Annotated in this window: 18 protein-coding genes and 1 pseudogene; 18 read left to right on the top strand and 1 reads right to left on the bottom strand. The window is 42.3% G+C overall.

Going from position 1 to position 19,782, the window contains the following annotated elements; genetic code table 11:
* The first annotated feature begins 83 nt into the window (after positions 1 to 83).
* The 16 genes from galF to KGP24_RS14985 all read left to right on the top strand — a co-directional run bounded on the left by galF (position 84) and on the right by KGP24_RS14985 (position 16,247).
* Positions 84 to 980: a GalU regulator GalF gene (gene galF / locus KGP24_RS15060; protein WP_223560979.1), complete on the top strand. Its 897-nt coding sequence runs from the start codon at positions 84 to 86 to the stop codon at positions 978 to 980.
* 383 nt (positions 981 to 1,363) lie between these two features.
* Positions 1,364 to 2,308: an NAD-dependent epimerase/dehydratase family protein gene (locus KGP24_RS15055; RefSeq protein WP_223560978.1), complete on the top strand. Its 945-nt coding sequence runs from the start codon at positions 1,364 to 1,366 to the stop codon at positions 2,306 to 2,308.
* A complete protein-coding gene (locus KGP24_RS15050; RefSeq protein WP_223560977.1) occupies positions 2,308 to 3,351 on the top strand; it encodes a glycosyltransferase family 4 protein in 1,044 nt (347 codons plus the stop codon). The genes KGP24_RS15055 and KGP24_RS15050 overlap by 1 nt, the downstream gene beginning before the upstream one ends.
* Positions 3,344 to 3,904, top strand: a complete 561-nt coding sequence (locus KGP24_RS15045; protein ID WP_223560976.1) for a sugar O-acyltransferase — start codon at positions 3,344 to 3,346, stop codon at positions 3,902 to 3,904. Before KGP24_RS15050 ends, KGP24_RS15045 begins: the two co-directional genes overlap by 8 nt.
* 38 nt (positions 3,905 to 3,942) lie before the next feature.
* Complete coding sequence (locus KGP24_RS15040) at positions 3,943 to 5,829, top strand: nucleoside-diphosphate sugar epimerase/dehydratase (RefSeq protein ID WP_223560975.1); 1,887 nt, start codon at positions 3,943 to 3,945, stop codon at positions 5,827 to 5,829.
* A 100-nt stretch (positions 5,830 to 5,929) separates the two neighbouring features.
* Complete coding sequence (gene rfbB, locus KGP24_RS15035) at positions 5,930 to 7,015, top strand: dTDP-glucose 4,6-dehydratase (RefSeq protein ID WP_223560974.1); 1,086 nt, start codon at positions 5,930 to 5,932, stop codon at positions 7,013 to 7,015.
* Entirely contained in the window at positions 7,015 to 7,914 is a 900-nt protein-coding gene (gene rfbD / locus KGP24_RS15030) for a dTDP-4-dehydrorhamnose reductase (protein ID WP_223560973.1), read from the top strand. Before rfbB ends, rfbD begins: the two co-directional genes overlap by 1 nt.
* A gap of 51 nt (positions 7,915 to 7,965) precedes the next feature.
* Complete coding sequence (rfbA, locus tag KGP24_RS15025) at positions 7,966 to 8,844, top strand: glucose-1-phosphate thymidylyltransferase RfbA (RefSeq protein WP_223560972.1); 879 nt, start codon at positions 7,966 to 7,968, stop codon at positions 8,842 to 8,844.
* 133 nt (positions 8,845 to 8,977) lie between these two features.
* Positions 8,978 to 9,784: a glycosyltransferase gene (locus tag KGP24_RS15020; protein ID WP_223560971.1), complete on the top strand. Its 807-nt coding sequence runs from the start codon at positions 8,978 to 8,980 to the stop codon at positions 9,782 to 9,784.
* Between the two features lie 40 nt (positions 9,785 to 9,824).
* A complete protein-coding gene (rfbC, locus tag KGP24_RS15015) occupies positions 9,825 to 10,373 on the top strand; it encodes a dTDP-4-dehydrorhamnose 3,5-epimerase (RefSeq protein ID WP_223560970.1) in 549 nt (182 codons plus the stop codon).
* A complete protein-coding gene (locus KGP24_RS15010) occupies positions 10,373 to 10,768 on the top strand; it encodes an FdtA/QdtA family cupin domain-containing protein (RefSeq protein ID WP_032623965.1) in 396 nt (131 codons plus the stop codon). The genes rfbC and KGP24_RS15010 overlap by 1 nt, the downstream gene beginning before the upstream one ends.
* Before the next feature lie 16 nt (positions 10,769 to 10,784).
* Complete coding sequence (locus tag KGP24_RS15005) at positions 10,785 to 11,888, top strand: DegT/DnrJ/EryC1/StrS family aminotransferase (RefSeq protein ID WP_223560969.1); 1,104 nt, start codon at positions 10,785 to 10,787, stop codon at positions 11,886 to 11,888.
* A complete protein-coding gene (locus tag KGP24_RS15000; protein ID WP_223560968.1) occupies positions 11,885 to 13,135 on the top strand; it encodes an O-antigen translocase in 1,251 nt (416 codons plus the stop codon). Before KGP24_RS15005 ends, KGP24_RS15000 begins: the two co-directional genes overlap by 4 nt.
* A 141-nt stretch (positions 13,136 to 13,276) precedes the next feature.
* On the top strand, positions 13,277 to 14,446 hold the full coding sequence (locus tag KGP24_RS14995) for a hypothetical protein (protein WP_223560967.1): 1,170 nt from the start codon (positions 13,277 to 13,279) through the stop codon (positions 14,444 to 14,446).
* A gap of 9 nt (positions 14,447 to 14,455) precedes the next feature.
* Positions 14,456 to 15,358, top strand: coding sequence for a glycosyltransferase (locus tag KGP24_RS14990; protein WP_223560966.1), 903 nt, complete (start codon positions 14,456 to 14,458; stop codon positions 15,356 to 15,358).
* Positions 15,351 to 16,247 carry a glycosyltransferase family 2 protein gene (locus tag KGP24_RS14985; RefSeq protein ID WP_223560965.1) on the top strand — a complete coding sequence of 299 codons (897 nt, stop codon included), beginning with the start codon at positions 15,351 to 15,353 and terminating at the stop codon, positions 16,245 to 16,247. The genes KGP24_RS14990 and KGP24_RS14985 overlap by 8 nt, the downstream gene beginning before the upstream one ends.
* Before the next feature lie 94 nt (positions 16,248 to 16,341).
* Here the strand turns inward: KGP24_RS14985 and KGP24_RS14980 are convergent.
* Positions 16,342 to 16,797 (bottom strand): annotated as a pseudogene (locus tag KGP24_RS14980) (acyltransferase).
* A gap of 129 nt (positions 16,798 to 16,926) precedes the next feature.
* Between KGP24_RS14980 and gndA the strand changes: the two are divergent.
* Positions 16,927 to 18,333, top strand: a complete 1,407-nt coding sequence (gene gndA / locus KGP24_RS14975) for an NADP-dependent phosphogluconate dehydrogenase (RefSeq protein WP_223560964.1) — start codon at positions 16,927 to 16,929, stop codon at positions 18,331 to 18,333.
* A 226-nt stretch (positions 18,334 to 18,559) separates the two neighbouring features.
* The gene (gene ugd / locus KGP24_RS14970) at positions 18,560 to 19,726 is read left to right on the top strand and encodes a UDP-glucose 6-dehydrogenase (RefSeq protein WP_223560963.1); all 1,167 of its coding nucleotides are present in this window, start codon (positions 18,560 to 18,562) and stop codon (positions 19,724 to 19,726) included.
* Positions 19,727 to 19,782: the final 56 nt, after the last annotated feature.

The raw sequence follows: 19,782 nt of genomic DNA, 5'->3' as shown, positions 1-19,782 counted from the left end.
TACCTGAGGATTACGGCAAATCATGCTGGCGAAAATAGGTTTAAGAGCTATAATTCGTCAACCATTTTAAGGTGGAAGAGATAATGATTAATTTGAAAGCAGTCATTCCGGTAGCAGGCCTGGGCATGCATATGCTGCCAGCCACAAAAGCCATTCCTAAAGAGATGCTGCCGATCGTCGACAAGCCAATGATTCAGTACATTGTCGACGAGATTGTTGCTGCAGGGATCAAAGAAATCGTCCTGGTTACGCACTCCTCCAAGAATGCGGTAGAAAACCACTTCGACACCTCTTACGAACTCGAAGCGTTGCTTGAGCAGCGCGTCAAACGCCAGCTGCTGGCGGAAGTGCAGTCTATTTGTCCGCCGGGCGTGACCATCATGAACGTGCGCCAGGCGCAGCCGCTGGGTCTGGGCCATTCTATTCTGTGTGCCCGTCCGGTTGTGGGCGATAACCCATTCATAGTCGTGCTGCCGGATATCATCATTGATACTGCTTCTGCCGATCCGCTGCGTTATAACCTGGCGGCAATGGTGGCACGTTTCAATGAAACCGGCCGGAGCCAGGTGCTGGCGAAACGCATGAAGGGCGATCTCTCCGAGTACTCTGTGATCCAGACTAAAGAACCGCTGGAGACGGAAGGGCAGGTGAGCCGCATCGTTGAGTTCATCGAAAAACCGGATCAGCCACAGACGCTGGATTCAGACCTGATGGCTGTAGGTCGTTACGTTCTGAATGCCGATATCTGGGCGGAACTGGAAAAAACCGAGCCAGGCGCCTGGGACCGTATTCAGCTGACTGACGCTATTGCCGAGCTGGCGAAGAAGCAGTCCGTGGATGCTATGCTGATGACCGGCGAGAGCTATGACTGCGGTAAGAAAATGGGGTATATGCAGGCCTTCGTAAACTATGGTCTGCGTAACCTGAAGGAAGGCGCGAAGTTCAGAAGCCGGATTGAGAAGCTGCTGGCTAACGACTGATATTTCTACCCAGGCTTGAACAAGCGGCAGTCATTATTTTGGTGTGTTGATATCTAACCAAAATGATGACTGCCGTTTTTTTGTTATTAATTTAATAATTACATAGAGTTATCTGATTTTATTTGCGGCAGCTTTGTAGCGATTTGTGCTTGTTTCTGAGGTCGTTTAGGACGACAATTAACGCCAGTTTTTGTCTGTATCCAGACAATAAAAATCATCTAATCAGACATCGCTCAGTGCACTGGTAGCTGTTAAGCCAGGGGCGGTAGCGTGCCTGGCATTTACAATTGAATTTTTAACGAACAGTTGTGAACGATACAGTTTCTCGCAAATCTGCACTGCGTGCGGGCGTAAATATCAGATTGAGCCGATAGGGGATGTCAATGAAAGTAATGGTGACGGGGGGAACCGGGTTTCTTGGGACTGCTTTAGTCCGAGCGTTGAAGTCATCAGGACACGAGGTGATATTAACAACGCGCAAGCAGGAGAACCCTGAACAGGGAATTTACAACCTTGGTGATATCTCAGCCAATACCAACTGGTTAAATCTCCTGCAAGGATGCGACACTGTCATTCATACCGCGGGAAGGGCACATATCCTTAATGATGATGCTCAGGACGCTTTAGCGGAATTTCACCGTGTCAATCACGACGCGACGATGAAATTAGCGAGAGATGCTGCGACCAGCGGGGTTAAACATTTTATATTTGTAAGCTCAATTGGCGTTAACGGTAATGCCACCTCAGGGATCCCATTTACTGAGGCCTCGGAGCCACAACCCACTTCCGATTACGCCATTTCCAAGCGAGAAGCTGAGCAGAGTCTACTTAATCAATTTGCAGAAAGCGATATGGCGATCACCATTGTCCGCCCTGCATTGATATGTGGTGAAAATGCACCGGGTAATATACAGCGTCTTTTAAAACTGGTTTCTAAAAACCTACCGTTGCCATTTAATAATGTCAGGAACAAGCGAGCGCTGGCGTCTCTGGATAATGTCGTCAGTTTCATCAGTGAATGCGTGGTGAATGAGAAATCTAAAAATCAACTCTATCTACTTGCAGATGCAGAACGTCCTTCAACCAAAGATATGATTAATGCCTTTGCTTCAGGAATGGGCATTAAAGCGAAACTGATCTCTTTTCCAACGGGGATCTTCAGGTTATTACTTTCTAGTGTTGGTAAACGAGGTATTTACGATCAGCTGTTTGGCGATCTGGAAGTCGATGCCTCTAAAGCCCGGGAACATTTAAACTGGACGCCCCCGATAACGCTTTATGAAACGATGAAAAAAACGGCGAAATATTATATCGAAGGTAATAAATAATGATGAATTTTGGGATTGTGATATTCGCTTTTTTAGTCTCATGCGCACTGACTTGGGGATTGCGTGGATATGCCATAAAGCATAATGTTATTGACCGCCCTAACCAGCGAAGTTCGCATTCTGTCCCTACCCCGCGAGGTGGTGGGGTAGCGATCGTCCTGACGCTCCTGATTGCTTTAGTAGGATTTTATCTTAATCATACGCTTACGTTGGACAACTTCTTGGGTTTATTTATCCCGGGTATCATTGTTGCCATTATTGGTTTCCTTGACGATCATGGTCATATTGCGGCTCGCTGGCGTCTGCTAATGCATTTCCTGGCCGCGGCAATTGGCATCTATTTCCTGGGTTCGTTCCCTGTAATTACGCTATTTGGTTACGATCTTTCCCTATCCTGGATTGGTATGATTTTGGGCTGTGTTTATTTGGTCTGGATGCTGAACTTATATAATTTCATGGATGGGATTAATGGCTTAGCCAGCTCTGAAGCAATAACATTTGCTGCGTGTAGTGCAATATTGATTGTTGTAAATCAGTACACGGACGCGCCTGGAAGTATTTTTCCGATAACGCTTGCTCTTATCGGTGCCGCGGCTGGCTTTATTGTCTGGAACTTCCCGAAAGCAAAAATCTTCATGGGCGATGCCGGAAGTGGTTTTCTTGGGATAACAATCGGACTGATGATCCTGCATATTGCGAAATTTGACTCGCACTTCTTTATTGCAGAATTATGCTTGCTGGGTGTATTTATTGTCGATGCCACGACAACTTTATTGAGGAGGCTCGTAGCAGGTAAAAAGGTCTATGAAGCACATGCCAGCCATGGCTACCAAATCCTCGCAAGAAAATATGGCAGCCACGTTCCGGTGACATCATTGGCGATTGCCGTCAATCTGCTGTGGCTCTTCCCCATCGCCTTTTTTATTACCTCAGGCAAAATTGATGGCGTTGTGGGGCTGCTCATCGCTTGGTTCCCGCTTCTCGTTGTTGCACTGAAAAGTGGTGCAGGCGTTAAAGACAAAGAGAGCAACGTCAATGCATGACTTATTAATTTTGGGAGCGGGTGGTCATGGCCGTACGCTGTACGAAACAGCGAGACTGCTGGGATATAGGGATATCGTTTTTCTCGACGATGATACCTCTGCCTGCCAGGGAATTAACCAACTAATTATTGGAAAAATTTCAGAACTAAGGTTCCATATCGGTAAGGTCAGTCATGTCGCTATTGGCATCGGAAACAATAAAGTCAGAGAGCAATTCTACCAGCAACTGCTCGGCTTAGGTATTCATCCTGTAACGCTTATACATCCCTTTGCATTTGTCAGTCCATCGGCGACCATTGCTGAGGGTTCTGTTGTGTTAGCGGGAGCTGTAGTGGGCGCCAACGCAAAATTAGGTTTGGCGACGATTGTGAATAGCCACTCGACAATAGATCACGATTCTCTTCTTGGTGATTTCGCTCACTTAGGTGTTGGTGTCCATCTTGCGGGCAGCGCTTTGATTGGAAAATCAGCATTTCTCCAGGCGGGGACAGTGGGCGGTTATAATACTAAAGTAGACGATTACTCAGTGTGTCCTGCTGGTACTATTTTATAAACTGAATGCAAGCTTTAGTGAGGCGACCAGTTTTTAGTATGCTAAATTATTTAATATCTTTACCACGACCAATAAAACGTATTATAACACTCTCTATAGATGTTGTGCTTCTGTTGTGCGCATTTTGGTTTGCATTTTGGGTGCGCATTGACTCAATGACTCCAGTGTATAGCACAGAGCATTGGCTTTTTATTTTATCAATAATTTTAGTTACTCTAGCAATATTTGTTAAATTAGGGTTGTATCGGGCCGTGATTCGTTATATTACTGCCAAAATATTATTAGTAGTAACGATGGGGATGGTAATATCGTCCATTTTGCTTATTATCGCAGCGTTCTATACCAACCTCTATTTACCGAGAACGATTCCTTTTATCTATTTCTCCTTCGGTCTACTGTTTATTGCCGGATCACGGCTCGGAATGAGGATGTTGGTGAATCGTGGGTTGAATCTGGGCACTCGGGTAGTTATTTATGGTGCAGGTGCATCGGGTCGTCAATTACTGCCTGCACTGAGCCAGATGGACGAATATTACCCCGTTGCTTTTGTCGATGATAACCGCGCCCTGCAAGGTCAGGTGATTCATGGGGTAAGCGTCTTCGCGCCAGAAAAACTACCCTGGCTGGTTGATAAATACGAAGCGAAGAAAATTCTGCTGGCCATGCCAAGCGCAAGCCGGGCAAGAAAGAACGAAGTCATTAAAACCCTCGAAGGTCTGCCGTGCGAAGTGCTCTCCATCCCGGGAATGGTCGATCTGGTCGAGGGGAAGGCAAGTATTGATTCCTTGCGGAAAGTCGTTATTACAGATCTGCTGGGACGCGATCCTGTCTCACCCATTCCGGAACTGATATCTCGTAATATCAACGGGAAAACAGTGATGGTTACAGGGGCAGGGGGATCTATAGGGTCTGAACTATGCCGACAGATAATTAAAAATAAGCCAAACCAGCTTATTCTTTTCGAATTGTCCGAGTTCTCCCTCTATTCTATCGATTCCGAACTGCGTAACCTGAATCTTGGTCAGGATTTTAAGGTTAAAATTTATCCAATCCTCGGTAGCGTTCAGGATAAAGAGCATCTCGAAAGGTTAATCAGAGCATTCAACGTCCACACAATTTATCATGCTGCGGCGTACAAGCATGTACCGCTTGTCGAGTTCAACGTTCTGGATGGCGTGCGCAATAATATCTTTGGTACGTTGAGCTGCGCTCAGGCAGCGGCAATTTGCGGTGTTGAAAACTTTGTTTTAATTTCGACCGATAAAGCCGTACGGCCCACCAACACAATGGGAGCGACCAAACGCATGGCGGAGTTGGTGTTGCAAGCGCTGGCGAAGGAATCCAGTAAAACCTGCTTCAGTATGGTTCGTTTCGGCAACGTGTTAGGCTCATCAGGCTCAGTTGTACCGTTATTTGAAAAACAGATTGCTGCAGGTGGACCGGTGACGCTGACTCACGAAGATATCACGCGTTACTTTATGACCATTCCTGAAGCGGCTCAATTGGTCATCCAGGCGGGAGCCATGGGCACGGGCGGCGATGTTTTCGTTCTGGATATGGGGGAACCCGTCAAGATTATCGACCTTGCTCACCGCATGATTACGTTGCAAGGGCTCACCGTTCGCGATGATAAAAACCCTTATGGTGATATTGCGATAAAAACGACGGGTCTGCGGCCTGGTGAGAAACTGTATGAAGAGTTGCTTATCGGCGACAATGTATCCGTTACGCAACACCCGCGTATCAGGACTGCTAACGAGGTGATGTTGCCGTGGAGTGAGATGAGCATTATTCTCCACGAACTCGACAACGCCTGCCGTGAGTTCGACTACGAGCGTGTGCGTGAGATACTCTTGCAGGCACCAGCAGCATTCAATCCAACTGATGGTATTTGCGATTTACTCTGGAATGAAAAGTTAAGTTAAAATTGCAGAATATCATTTTCTCCGCCCTGGATTATTGTCGAAAGATATCAGACAGCGGCATGTAATAGATTGTTTTTTAAAAATTAAGAGCGAAATAAACGTGAAAATTCTGGTCACCGGTGGAGCAGGCTTTATTGGGTCTGCAGTGGTACGACACATTATAAATGATACGCAAGACTCTGTTATTAACGTCGATAAACTGACTTACGCAGGAAATCTTGAATCGCTGGCTGATGTCTCGAACAGCGATCGCTATCATTTTGAACATGCCGATATCTGCGACAACGACGCTATGGCACGTATTTTTGCAAAGCATCAGCCGGATGCTGTGATGCACTTGGCCGCAGAGAGCCACGTTGATCGCTCGATAACCGGCCCGGCAGCTTTCATCGAGACTAACATTGTTGGCACTTATGTGTTGCTGGAAGCCAGCCGCAAGTACTGGTCTGAGTTAAGTGCTGATAAAAAAGCATCATTCCGTTTCCACCATATATCAACAGATGAAGTATATGGCGATCTCCCTCATCCGGATGAGGTTGAAGTGGGTTCTGAACTGCCTCTATTTACTGAAAAAACCGCCTATGCGCCAAGCAGTCCCTATTCTGCTTCTAAAGCGTCCAGCGACCATTTGGTCCGTGCCTGGTTGCGCACCTACGGTTTCCCTACTATTGTGACTAACTGTTCTAACAACTACGGTCCTTACCACTTCCCGGAAAAACTTATCCCGCTGGTCATTCTCAATGCATTGGATGGTAAAGCTCTGCCAGTTTACGGTAAAGGAGACCAAATACGCGACTGGCTGTACGTGGAGGATCACGCCCGCGCGTTGTATACCGTGGTGACGAAGGGCAAGATTGGCGAAACCTATAACATCGGCGGCCACAATGAAAAGCAAAATCTTGATGTGGTAAATACCATCTGCTCCCTGCTGGATGAAATTGTGCCGAAGGAAGGCTCCTATCGCGACCAGATAACTTATGTGGCTGACCGCCCGGGTCACGACCGCCGCTACGCGATTGATGCAGAGAAAATTGGCAAGGAACTTGGCTGGAAGCCTCAGGAAACCTTCGAAAGTGGCATTCGCAAAACCGTAGAATGGTACCTGGAGAACACACAATGGGTAGAAAACGTGAAAAGCGGCAGCTATAAATCCTGGATTGAAGAAAACTACGGGGATCGTGCGTAATGAACATCCTGTTGTTTGGCAAAACAGGGCAGGTGGGCTGGGAGCTACAGCGTGCTCTGGCACCGCTGGGCAATTTGATTGCGGTTGACGTCCATTCTCAGGAGTATTGCGGTGATTTCAGCAAACCTGAAGGCATTGCAGAAACGGTGCGCCGTATTAAGCCTGATGTCATCGTCAACGCGGCTGCGCATACTGCCGTCGATAAGGCCGAGTCAGAACCAGAATTTGCTCAGCTGCTAAATGCCACGAGTGTCGAGGTGATTGCTAAAGAGGCCCAAAAATTGGGGGCCTGGGTTGTTCACTACTCTACTGATTACGTATTCCCGGGTAATGGCGATACGCCGTGGCTCGAAACGGACGCCACTGCACCGCTTAATGTGTATGGTGAGACCAAATTGGCTGGTGAAAAAGCGTTAAGTGAAAAATGCTCACGCCATTTGATCTTCCGGACTAGCTGGGTTTATGCTGGTAAAGGGAATAATTTTGCGCGTACCATGCTGCGACTGGCAAAAGAGCGTTCTGAGTTGTCTGTTATTAACGACCAATTTGGGGCTCCTACGGGTGCTGAATTATTAGCAGACTGTACGGCTCATGCTATTCGGGTTGCCCTGAATAAACCTGAAGTGGCAGGGACTTATCATCTGGTTGCCAGTGGTATAACAACCTGGTACGACTATGCCTCTCTGGTATTTGATGAAGCGCGCAAAGCAGGAATTGAACTGGCATTAAAGCAGCTTCATGGTGTGCCGACCAGTGCGTACCCTACGCCTGCAAAACGTCCGGCAAACTCCCGCCTCAATACGTTAAAGTTCCAGCAGAATTTCAACCTCGTACTGCCTCAGTGGGACGCGGGGATTAAGCGTATGCTGACTGAGTGGTTCACAGCGACAGCGATTTAATAATGATCGGGATGCCTGGGATGAGCATCTTATGACTATAGAGATGATGAAATGAAAACGCGTAAAGGTATTATTCTGGCGGGTGGCTCTGGTACACGTCTGTATCCAGTGACAATGGCTGTTAGTAAACAATTATTGCCTATTTATGATAAGCCGATGATTTACTATCCGCTTTCAACGCTGATGCTGGCAGGTATTCGAGATATTTTAATTATTAGTACTCCGCAGGATACACCGCGTTTTGAACAACTTCTGGGTGATGGAAGCCAGTGGGGTCTGAATCTGCAATACAAAGTCCAGCCAAGCCCTGATGGCCTGGCGCAGGCTTTCGTTATTGGCGAAGAATTCATTGGTAACGATGATTGTGCCCTGGTGTTGGGGGATAACATTTTCTATGGTCACGACCTTCCTAAATTAATGGATGCCGCGGTTAATAAAGAAAATGGTGCAACGGTCTTTGCCTATCACGTGAACGATCCTGAGCGTTACGGTGTTGTCGAGTTTGATAAAAATGGTACCGCCATCAGCCTCGAAGAAAAACCGCTGGAACCGAAGAGTAATTATGCGGTGACGGGACTTTATTTCTACGATAATAGTGTCGTTGAGATGGCGAAAAATTTAAAACCGTCAGCACGTGGTGAACTAGAAATCACGGATATTAACCGTATTTACATGGAGCAAGGAAAGCTTTCCGTAGCTATGATGGGCCGTGGCTTTGCCTGGCTTGACACAGGGACTCACCAGAGCCTGATTGAAGCGAGTAACTTCATTGCAACCATTGAAGAACGCCAGGGGCTGAAAGTGGCTTGTCCTGAAGAAATAGCCTATCGTAAGGGCTTCATTAATTCCGAGCAAATAGTTCGACTCGCGAAGCCGTTAGCAAAAAATAACTATGGAAAATATCTTTTAAAAATGATCGAAAAAATATAATCACTCCATTTAATTAACACTTTTAATTATTCGTGTTGCTGCATAATTTATTTCGAATTAAATTATGGTATTTTTCAATCAGGTGACATGGCTATAATAGAATAGAACAGCTGTGTGGAAATGTGGGGATTATATGCATTTTAGTGTATTAATGTCACTTTATGACAAGGAAAAACCCTCCTATCTTGAGGAGTGTCTGGAAAGTCTGGCAAATCAAACGCTTCAGGCGGATGAAATCGTACTTGTCTATGATGGTCCCGTCAATGCAGCTTTAAGTGCAGTTGTGGATAAATGGTCATTGTCTTTGCCTATAAAAACTATTGTTTTGAAAAAGAACGTTGGTTTAGGACAAGCATTAAATGAAGGAATGAAGCATTGTACTTATGAGTATGTCATGCGGATGGATACGGATGATATATGTCAACCGACTCGTTTCGAGTCACAATCAAGATTTATGGAATTGAATCCTGATATTGATATAGCTGGTAGTTTTATTCGTGAGTTCATAAACGATAAAAATAATATCGTATCAGAAAGAAAGGTACCACTTTCGGATCAAGATATTAAACAATTTGCCAAACATAAAAATCCATTTAACCACATGACTGTGATTTTCAAAAAATCCAGTGTCCAGTCTGTTGGCGGATACCAGCATCATTATCTTATGGAAGACTATAATTTATGGCTAAGGTTACTCGGCAATGGTTTTAAAGCGGGTAACCTCGACGAATCTCTGGTGCTGGTGAGAGTTGGAGTGGATATGTTGGTTCGACGGCGAGGAGTGAAGTATGTCTCAAGCGAGTATAAACTTGCTCAGATTAAAAGAGCCACTGGTTTTCAAAACATATTTACTGCTCACTACTATTTTATTTTGCGAAGTATTCCACGGTTATTGCCACTCTGGGTTCTTAAGCGAATTTATAATATCACGAGAAAATAATATTCACTCCGCGAATGATAAATTTTAAATAGAGGGTTTAATGAAAATTACGAATACTTCGCTTAGTGGCGTCTTGATTATCGAACCTCGAGTATTTAATGATGAAAGGGGGTATTTTTATGAGAGTTTTAATGAAAAAAAATTCAAAGAACATATAGCATCAGATGTTATTTTCAAACAGGATAATCAGTCTAAGTCTACTAAAGGGGTTTTACGTGGACTGCACTACCAGGAAGCACCTTTTGCCCAGGGAAAACTGGTTAGATGCGTTACAGGGCAGGTTTTTGATGTAGCGGTTGATATACGAAAAGAATCTCCAACCTATGGACAATGGGTGGGTGTTATTTTATCAGAAGAGAATAAAAAGCAGCTTTGGATCCCGGCTGGATTTGCACACGGTTTTTTAACTTTAAGTGAGCATGCAGAATTTCTTTATAAAACAACTAATTATTATTCTCCGGCACATGAACGTTGTATAAAATGGGATGATAAGGACTTGAATATAAAATGGCCAAAATTGGAATACATCATTTCTGAGAAAGATGAGAACGGTTCAACCTTTGCTTCATTAAATGTTCAAGGTAAATAATGAAAATCAATTTTATCCCACTTCAAAAGCATGGTGATGATCGTGGTTCATTGGTCGCCTTAGAAGAAGAGAATAATATCCCTTTTAGTATTAAAAGAGTTTACTATATCTTTGATACTAAAGAAGGTGTTCGTAGAGGTTTCCATGCGCATAAAAAATTAAAACAGGTTGCAATCGCCGTAAAAGGTTCTTGTCGTTTTCTGTTGGATGATGGGACTGAGAGGATAGAGGTTGTTTTGGACAATCCAGCGCAGGGGCTTCTCATTGAGTCATGTATTTGGCGTGAGATGTATGATTTTTCGAGCGATTGCGTTCTGATGGTATTAGCTGACTGTCATTATGACGAAAATGACTATATTCGTGATTATGACGATTTTTTAAAGCAAGCAAGATAAATATTACAGGTTTATTATGATTAATTTTCTGAATTTAAAAGAAGTAAATGCCAGATACAATGAAGAACTTAAAAATGCCTGCGCTAAGGTGATTGATTCTGGCTGGTATATTATGGGTGAGGAATTACAAAAATTTGAGAAGGATTTCTCATGCTTCTGCAATGTTAAACATACAATTGGTGTAGCTAATGGTTTAGATGCACTCATTCTCATTTTTAGAGCCCTAAAAGAATTAGGAAAGCTAAAAGATGGTGATGAAGTTATCGTTCAGGCTAACACCTATATAGCATCGGTTCTGGCGATCACTGCGAACAATCTTAAACCTGTACTTGTCGAGCCCAATGCGGATACATTCAATCTCTCACCTCAGAATGTTCGCTCCGCCATCACGGAGAAGACAAAAGCGATATTGCCAGTGCATTTGTATGGACAATTGTCTCCAATGCCTGAAATCATGGAGATTGCAAAAGAATTTGATCTACTCGTCATCGAAGATAGTGCGCAATCTCATGGGGCAAATATTAATGGTAAAAAATCTGGGAGTTGGGGTATAGCGTCAGGGTTTAGTTTCTATCCAGGAAAAAATCTGGGTGCTCTGGGCGATGCGGGTGCAATCACTACCGATGATGATGAATTAGCAGATATACTCCATGCTTTAAGAAATTATGGTTCTCAGAAAAAATACGAGAACATTTATCCTGGAGTTAATAGTCGCCTTGACGAGATTCAGGCTGCAATGCTATCTGTTAAACTAAAATATCTTCCTCAAGAAACTATTCGCAGGCAAGAGATTGCAAAAATTTATATCGAAGGGATTTCTAATAGTTTGATCACAGTGCCGACAGTAACCTTTGACTCTGCACATGTTTGGCATCTATTTGTTGTGAAGTGCGAATACAGGGAACAGTTACAGGCATGGCTGACAAAAAATAATATTCAATCCTTAATTCACTATCCAATACCACCTCATAAGCAAAAAGCATATGAGGAACTAAATGGTATGAGTTTGCCTGTGACGGAAAAAATTCATAATACTGTATTATCTATACCTCTTGATCCCACAATGTCAAACCTTGAGGTGGAAAAAGTTATCGATGCTTTAAATGAATTTACTGTATGAAAAAGTTGTTAAAGGTTACGGCAATGACAGGATCATTGACATTATTAAAAATGTTAATTGGTTTTATAATTGCTAAAATAGTCGCGATCTACACTGGGCCATCAGGTATGGCCCTTTTAGGCCAAATACAAAGTCTGGTAAATGCATTTAATGGTGTTATTAACGCACCTGTTTCAAATAGCGTGATACGTTATACCGCTGAGCACCATGAAGATGGCTACGAAGCATGTAGCCCATGGTGGCGAGCTGCTTTATTTTGGATGTTAGCATTATATATCATTTTACTGCCAATTGGATTGTTTTTAGACCACTATCTATCACAATGGTTATTTGGTGGGGCTGAATATCAATGGGTTATTTATTTGGCAGTATTCGTTTTGCCCTTCACTGCTACTGGGACCTTAGTCAATTCTGTCATAAATGGACTGCAGAATTATAAACTCTATGTCTTTTTTGGAATAGTCTCTGTTTCTGTTTCTGGTGCAGTTATGACAGCGCTAATCATTAGATGGAATATTGATGGTGCTCTTATAGCCGCAGCTTTGCAATCGGCGTTGATAGGCATTTCTCTGATTGTTATGAGCATTAAGCAGCCATGGTTTAAATTCAGCCTATGGTTTGGTAATATTGATAAAAAAGCATTGGCTGACACATGGGGATATATTGTGATGGCAATCATCACTGCTATCGCCATGCCAGTGGCATTGATGCTTATTAGAAACTTGCTGGTAGCTAATGAAGGATGGGCCGCTGCTGGGATGTGGCAATCCGTGTGGAAAATATCAGAAGTGTACTTGGGGGTATGTACCATGGCGCTTAGTGCTTATTATCTCCCAAGATTATCTAAAATAAGTGATTATTATTCGATTAAACATGAGATTTGGAACACAGCCAAAATAATAATACCGATTGTAATAATTATGGCCATTACAATTTATTTGTTACGTGATGTTGTCATAACTGTTTTATTCACTGAGCAATTCAGGAACGCAAGAGATTTATTTGGCATTCAACTTATGGGGGATGTTGTTAAAATAGCAAGCTGGCTTTATGCATTTCCTATGATAGCTCGAAATGCAACAAAATGGTTTGTTGCAAGTGAGGTGTTTTTTTCTGCAACGTTGGTTGTGATGAGTTATTATTTTATCCTGCATTTTGGAATCCAGGGCGCCAATATTGCTTACTTATTGAACTATACTCTCTATTTTATTTTTGTTGTGACAAATTTAAAAAGAATTTCTAGCTGAGTAAATCTACTTATGGACAATGGCCAGTTTTTAGATCTATTATACTCGAACCTCACATTATATTTGTCTTTGTTGGGTCTGATTTTCATAATTTATTATGCATGGTTTGGTAATAAAATTAGGCATGTTGCAGACCCTCTAATGATTGGTTTTGTTGCACAGGTTTTTTCCTGTTCAGTTGTTTTATTGTTAGAGTTTACCTCAGAGCTGGATGAGTTTTATTTCTATTCTTTTTTATATACTGAGGTTATGTTTTTAATACCATTATTGTTTATGCGGAAAAATTATGTAAAGATAAACGATGATTCCCATGAACGCTTTCTGGCCTACAAACGTTGGAATTATGGTTACTCCAGTTTTTACTATACAACTACTATTTTACTCATCATAACGAGTATATATTATTTTGCTATTGTAGGTATTCCAATCTTAAATCAATTATCGAGATTGGATACAAATGAATCAGCTGGAATTATTTCATGGTTTACCGATGTCTACTGGGTTTGTTTCCCAGCTATGGTAGCTATTAAGAGATATGTTTATCGTAGGAAAAGTTTTGTCGACTACGTGCTATTATTACTTTGTTTTGTATGTTTGCTGGTTAAAGGGGGGAAATCTGATTTCTTCTTTATGATTGTATCCTTATTTTTAGTTAAGGAAGTATATCAAATACGAGAATTAGCAAAAGTTGTAAAGATGCTATCATATATATCTCCTTTAATAATTCTGGGATTGATGGTTGTTATTTTCAGTGTTTGGGGAGCCAGCGGCAGTGTGGTTTCGGCCTTTTTTGAGCGTTTTGTTTTATTTGGTGATGTTTTTTACCAGGGTTATAGCAAACCATTTATGGATTCGTTACCAAAGGATATATATGTCTGGGATTACTTTTTTGGCGGTACAATAAATAAATTGTCTATGATTCTTGGTTATCCGGTCAAAGACAAAGTCATTTTTGGATACGAGATTTCAAAATACTATTATAATATTGATAGTGGAATTGGTCCCAATGCAAGACAGAACATTCTTGGGTTGTATTTGTTTGGGCCATATTTTTGTGGTGTTTTTTCGTTTGTTTTAGGGCTAATATATTTGGCAATAAGACGTGGTGTATTTTTAGTAAATAATCGAACAAGAGCTTATTCATTAAGAGTTGTATTCTATATTATCTTTTGTACCTATTCTTGTTTTTTATTTATCGATCCAACTTTGACATGGGGTTTGTATTTAAAAACAACGTTCGTGTTTATTTTTCCGCTTATTGTGTCGTTACTTAATCAATCTATATATAATAGGCGATTGAAAGGTATATAAAATTTGGTGATGAATAAGAAAACTATGAATTCTCTATCTGTTATAGTTCCACTATATAATCAAGCACTATATGTTGAAGAGTGCCTCAATGCATTAAACAAAATTGATAATCTTGATGTTGAAGTGATTATTATTGATGACTATTCACGCGATACATCTATAGAACGGGTATCGACCTGGATTGAGAAAAACATTGATACAAAACTAAATGTTCGTTTTTATAAAAATGAATCTAATCTTGGTATATGTCGAACTTTAAATAAAGGAGTTAAGTTATCGACTCATACCATTATTTACCTTTGTGCCGCTGATGATTTTCCATTGTCAGATGTGATTAACAATAAAGTGCGTTTACTTAATGAGTCTGATTATGATGCAATAATAAGTGATGTCATGATCATTGATGAAAAATCCAAAATTGTTCTAAAAAGCGGGTTTGAAGATTATTTTCATGCCTGTCCAAAAGCCCTTGGTAGCTCTAAATTCTTGGCTGGAGAAGTTATTACTAATTGGTGCATCCCTGGTCCATGTCTGCTAATAAAAAAAGACGTATATAATCAGATTGGCTTTTATAATGAATCACTGATCGCTGAAGACCGAGATTTTTATTTAAGATTATTTAGACATGCTAAAGTTCTCTTCGATTCAGAGAGAATAGCTGCGTATAGAGTGCATTCCTCAAATATTTCTAAAAGTACAGCTTTTAGGGAGAATATGAATTTAGAAATTCGCAAAATAAATTACAGCTATGCTTCTGAATGGCAAGGCATATACAAACTATATCTTAAAAGCTATGGGTTAAGTCTTATTTCAGAATCAAAGCTATCTATTTTTTATTCGATGCTTGGGAGCATCGTTCGTAAGATTTTACGAGTTATATTTATATTGAAGGTATATTTCTCTCATGGATAATAAAGTCTGCGGAGTGGTGGTTACATACAACCCAAATATTAATGATCTCCAAATTTTAATTAACTCGATGACCTCAGAAGTTGATGAGATAATTATTGTTGATAATGGCTCCAGTACTGATTTCAGCGGCCTGCATATACCCGATAAGTTGCATTTTGAATTCTTAAATGAAAATGCTGGTATCGGAAGAGCACAAAATATAGGTGCTCGATTAGCAATTAAAAATGATTGCAAATTTGTTTGTTTTTTTGACCAAGATAGCCGTTTAGAGCCTAAATTCATTTCAAGTCTGAAAGATGCCTATTCAGAGCTTACCCAGCAAGGTATTAAAGTTGGAGCACTGGGGCCTCTAATTATTGATGAAAGATCAGGGAAAAAATTTCCCTTTTATCGTTACACAACGTTTAAACGTATAGTGGTTAGCGCAGACGAAAATGAGAAATACATTGAAACTCAACAATTAATCTCATCGGGAACTTTTTTTTGCGTTGATATATGGTCTTCTGAGTCTGAAAACCATGAGGGATTTTTCCTTGAATATGTTGATACTGATTGGTGTTTACGGTTATCACAAAAGGGATATAAATTATTTGGCGTAACTAAAGCTCATTTAATCCACAAACTCGGTGATGATCGTAAAAAAATATTGAATGTTATGGAGGTGCCAATACATTCAACATACCGATATTTTTATGTATTCCGTAATGGTGTTTATTGTAGTTTCTACAGAAAGTTCCCATTTAGTTGGAGTTCATATAATATATTTAGACTAATATCTTTCTATTTTATTATGTTAATGCTTAAGAAAGATAAATTAAGATTAACTAAATATGTAACTCTGGGGGTTTATGACGGTGTCAGGAAAAATTTTTCAAGAAAATTAAAATAATAAAATGCAATTATAAGTTTTTCTGAAATAAATATTCAGAGAGCAGTATTGTGAGTAAATGGTTCAGAGTTGTAAATTTTTGAACCATTTACTTTTAAGGATAACGCACGATTTTTCCTGGATTACCAACTACAACTGCATTGTCAGGATCATCTTTCGTTACTACTGTACCTGCACCTATCATGCTGCTAGCACCTATAGTTACTCCTGGTAATATGGTTGAGTTAGCACCAATTGATGCCCCTTTTTTAATCCAGATTTGAGGGTACTCTATACAATATTTCTTTAATCTTGGAAGTTTATCATTTGTAAAAGCCACACAGGGTCCAATAAATACATTATCTTCGATCCTTGTGCCATCCCAAATATAAACTCCTAATTTAACAGTTACATTGTCACCAATGATAACATCATTCTCGATTAAAGTATGAGCACATATATTACAGTTTTTACCAATTTTTGCATTTTAGAAAATTACCGCAAACTGCCATATGGTAGTGTTTTGACCGATTTGTGTTGATTTAACATCACTTAGATTATATATTTTCATTTATTAACCTTAAAGTTGACGTGTAATTATTAAAATAATACTGCTGAATGCTTTCTATTATAATCGATCTAAGATAGAATTTACACATTATGCTTGCTCAAAAATAATGTTATCTGACAGGAGTATGTAATGTCCAAGCAACAGATCGGCGTTGTCGGTATGGCAGTGATGGGGCGCAACCTGGCGCTCAACATCGAAAGCCGTGGTTATACCGTCTCCGTTTTCAACCGCTCCCGTGATAAGACCGAAGAAGTGATTGCCGATAACCCAGGTAAGAAACTGGTTCCTTTCTATACGGTTAAAGAGTTCGTTGAGTCTCTGGAAACGCCTCGTCGTATCCTGTTAATGGTGAAAGCAGGCGCAGGTACCGATGCAGCTATCGACTCACTGAAGCCTTACCTCGAAAAAGGTGACATCATTATTGATGGCGGTAACACCTTCTTCCAGGACACCATTCGTCGTAACCGTGAGCTGTCTGCTGAAGGTTTCAACTTCATCGGTACCGGTGTTTCAGGTGGTGAAGAGGGCGCCCTGAAAGGCCCATCTATCATGCCTGGCGGCCAGAAAGACGCATACGAACTGGTTGCGCCTATCCTGACCAAAATCGCAGCCGTGGCTGAAGATGGTGAGCCTTGTGTAACCTATATTGGTGCCGACGGTGCAGGTCACTATGTGAAAATGGTTCACAACGGTATCGAATACGGCGACATGCAGCTGATTGCTGAAGCTTATTCCCTGCTGAAAGGCGGTCTGAACCTCTCCAATGAAGAGCTGGCTGAAACCTTTACCGAGTGGAACAAAGGCGAGCTGAACAGTTACCTGATTGACATCACCAAAGATATCTTCACGAAAAAAGATGAAGAGGGTAAATACCTGGTTGATGTGATTCTGGATGAAGCAGCGAACAAAGGTACCGGTAAATGGACCAGCCAGAGCTCTCTGGATCTGGGCGAACCGCTGTCTCTGATCACCGAATCCGTCTTTGCGCGTTACATCTCTTCCCTTAAAGAGCAGCGCGTCGCGGCGTCTAAAGTGCTTTCTGGCCCACAGGCTAAACCAGCTGGTGACAAAGCCGAATTCATTGAAAAAGTTCGTCGTGCACTGTACCTGGGCAAAATCGTTTCTTACGCGCAGGGCTTCTCTCAGCTGCGTGCTGCGTCAGAAGAGAACAACTGGGATCTTAACTACGGTGAAATCGCGAAGATCTTCCGCGCGGGTTGCATCATTCGTGCGCAGTTCCTGCAGAAAATCACTGATGCCTATGCTGAAAACGCCGGTATCGCTAACCTGCTGCTGGCACCGTACTTCAAGAAGATTGCGGACGAATACCAGCAGGCGCTGCGTGACGTGGTTGCCTACGCTGTTCAGAACGGTATTCCGGTTCCAACCTTCTCTGCTGCAGTAGCCTACTACGACAGCTACCGTGCGGCCGTTCTGCCTGCTAACCTGATTCAGGCCCAGCGTGACTACTTCGGCGCGCATACCTACAAGCGCACCGATAAAGAAGGCGTATTCCATACCGAATGGATGGAATGAGTTAACTTACTCGCTGTAATCAAAACCCGGAGCCTGGCTCCGGGTTTTTTTATGCAAAAAATGTCGCCTGTTATTCGAAGTAGTCTGAATCTCGCCCCGCTCGTAGTGATTACTCCTGGTTTGCCTTGACAGTTCAGTTTGCCAGGAGGTACAAAGCCCAACAGTTATGTTTATCGCGATGGTCAGGCGGCCATCAGTACAGTTAACTCACAGAAGTCATTAGCGAATGAAAATAACAATCTCCGGAACAGGGTATGTCGGTCTTTCTAACGGCATTCTGATTGCTCAGAATCATGAAGTGGTTGCGCTGGATATCGTGCAGGCCAAAGTGGATATGCTCAATCAGAAAAAATCGCCGATTGTGGATAAAGAAATCCAGGACTACCTCAGCAATAAACCGCTGAATTTCCGCGCCACGACAGATAAAGAAGATGCATACCGCAATGCGGATTACGTCATCATTGCGACGCCTACTGACTACGATCCTAAAACTAACTACTTCAACACCTCAACTGTAGAAGCTGTGATCAAAGACGTTATCGCGATCAACCCTGATGCGGTGATGGTTATTAAATCGACCATTCCTGTTGGGTTTACCAAATCTATTAAAGAAAAGTTCGGTATTGATAATATCTTCTTCTCGCCTGAATTCCTGCGTGAGGGGAGAGCGCTTTACGATAACTTGCATCCTTCGCGTATCGTCATTGGCGAACGTTCAGAGCGCGCTGAACGCTTTGCTGCGCTGCTTCAGGAAGGCGCAGTGAAGAAAGATATTCAGGTGCTGTTCACCGACTCCACCGAAGCTGAGGCGATTAAGCTCTTCGCTAATACCTATCTGGCAATGCGAGTGGCTTATTTCAATGAGCTCGACAGCTATGCAGAGAGTCTTGGGCTGAATACCCGCCAGATTATTGAAGGGGTGTGTCTCGACCCGCGCATTGGCAACCACTACAACAACCCGTCATTCGGCTACGGCGGCTATTGCCTGCCAAAAGACACTAAGCAACTGCTGGCAAACTATCAGGCTGTACCGAATAACCTCATTTCGGCGATTGTTGACGCTAACCGTACTCGTAAAGATTTCATCTCCGACTCCATCCTTGCGCGTCAACCGAAAGTTGTTGGTGTGTACCGTCTGATCATGAAGAGTGGCTCCGATAACTTCCGCGCCTCTTCCATTCAGGGGATCATGAAGCGCATCAAGGCGAAAGGCGTGCAGGTCATCATTTATGAACCTGCAATGAAGGAAGATGAGTTCTTCCACTCCCGAGTGATTCGCGATCTGGATGCGTTCAAGCAAGAAGCGGACGTGATCATCTCGAATCGCATGGCGGAAGAGCTGGCTGATGTAGCGGATAAGGTTTATACCCGCGATCTGTTTGGTAGTGATTAAGATAAAAATTTAGCTTAAAAGGACAGCCTGTTATGGGCTGTCCTTTTTAATCTATA

The sequence above is a fragment of the Enterobacter sp. JBIWA008 genome (assembly GCF_019968765.1).
Lineage (GTDB): Bacteria > Pseudomonadota > Gammaproteobacteria > Enterobacterales > Enterobacteriaceae > Enterobacter.
This window is presented reverse-complemented; position numbering and strand designations above follow the sequence as displayed.

Excerpts from the sequence above, each read along its gene's own strand:
- KGP24_RS14985 (WP_223560965.1), top strand. The coding sequence starts at position 15,351 with ATGGATAATAAAGTCTGCGGAGTGGTGGTTACATACAACCCAAATATT.
- KGP24_RS15020 (WP_223560971.1), top strand. The coding sequence starts at position 8,978 with ATGCATTTTAGTGTATTAATGTCACTTTATGACAAGGAAAAACCCTCC.
- KGP24_RS15005 (WP_223560969.1), top strand. The coding sequence starts at position 10,785 with ATGATTAATTTTCTGAATTTAAAAGAAGTAAATGCCAGATACAATGAA.
- gndA (WP_223560964.1), top strand. The coding sequence starts at position 16,927 with ATGTCCAAGCAACAGATCGGCGTTGTCGGTATGGCAGTGATGGGGCGC.
- rfbD (WP_223560973.1), top strand. The coding sequence starts at position 7,015 with ATGAACATCCTGTTGTTTGGCAAAACAGGGCAGGTGGGCTGGGAGCTA.
- galF (WP_223560979.1), top strand. The coding sequence starts at position 84 with ATGATTAATTTGAAAGCAGTCATTCCGGTAGCAGGCCTGGGCATGCAT.
- KGP24_RS15000 (WP_223560968.1), top strand. The coding sequence starts at position 11,885 with ATGAAAAAGTTGTTAAAGGTTACGGCAATGACAGGATCATTGACATTA.
- KGP24_RS14990 (WP_223560966.1), top strand. The coding sequence starts at position 14,456 with ATGAATAAGAAAACTATGAATTCTCTATCTGTTATAGTTCCACTATAT.
- KGP24_RS14995 (WP_223560967.1), top strand. The coding sequence starts at position 13,277 with ATGATTGGTTTTGTTGCACAGGTTTTTTCCTGTTCAGTTGTTTTATTG.
- rfbA (WP_223560972.1), top strand. The coding sequence starts at position 7,966 with ATGAAAACGCGTAAAGGTATTATTCTGGCGGGTGGCTCTGGTACACGT.
- KGP24_RS15050 (WP_223560977.1), top strand. The coding sequence starts at position 2,308 with ATGATGAATTTTGGGATTGTGATATTCGCTTTTTTAGTCTCATGCGCA.
- KGP24_RS15010 (WP_032623965.1), top strand. The coding sequence starts at position 10,373 with ATGAAAATCAATTTTATCCCACTTCAAAAGCATGGTGATGATCGTGGT.
- rfbC (WP_223560970.1), top strand. The coding sequence starts at position 9,825 with ATGAAAATTACGAATACTTCGCTTAGTGGCGTCTTGATTATCGAACCT.
- KGP24_RS15045 (WP_223560976.1), top strand. The coding sequence starts at position 3,344 with ATGCATGACTTATTAATTTTGGGAGCGGGTGGTCATGGCCGTACGCTG.
- KGP24_RS15040 (WP_223560975.1), top strand. The coding sequence starts at position 3,943 with ATGCTAAATTATTTAATATCTTTACCACGACCAATAAAACGTATTATA.
- ugd (WP_223560963.1), top strand. The coding sequence starts at position 18,560 with ATGAAAATAACAATCTCCGGAACAGGGTATGTCGGTCTTTCTAACGGC.
- KGP24_RS15055 (WP_223560978.1), top strand. The coding sequence starts at position 1,364 with ATGAAAGTAATGGTGACGGGGGGAACCGGGTTTCTTGGGACTGCTTTA.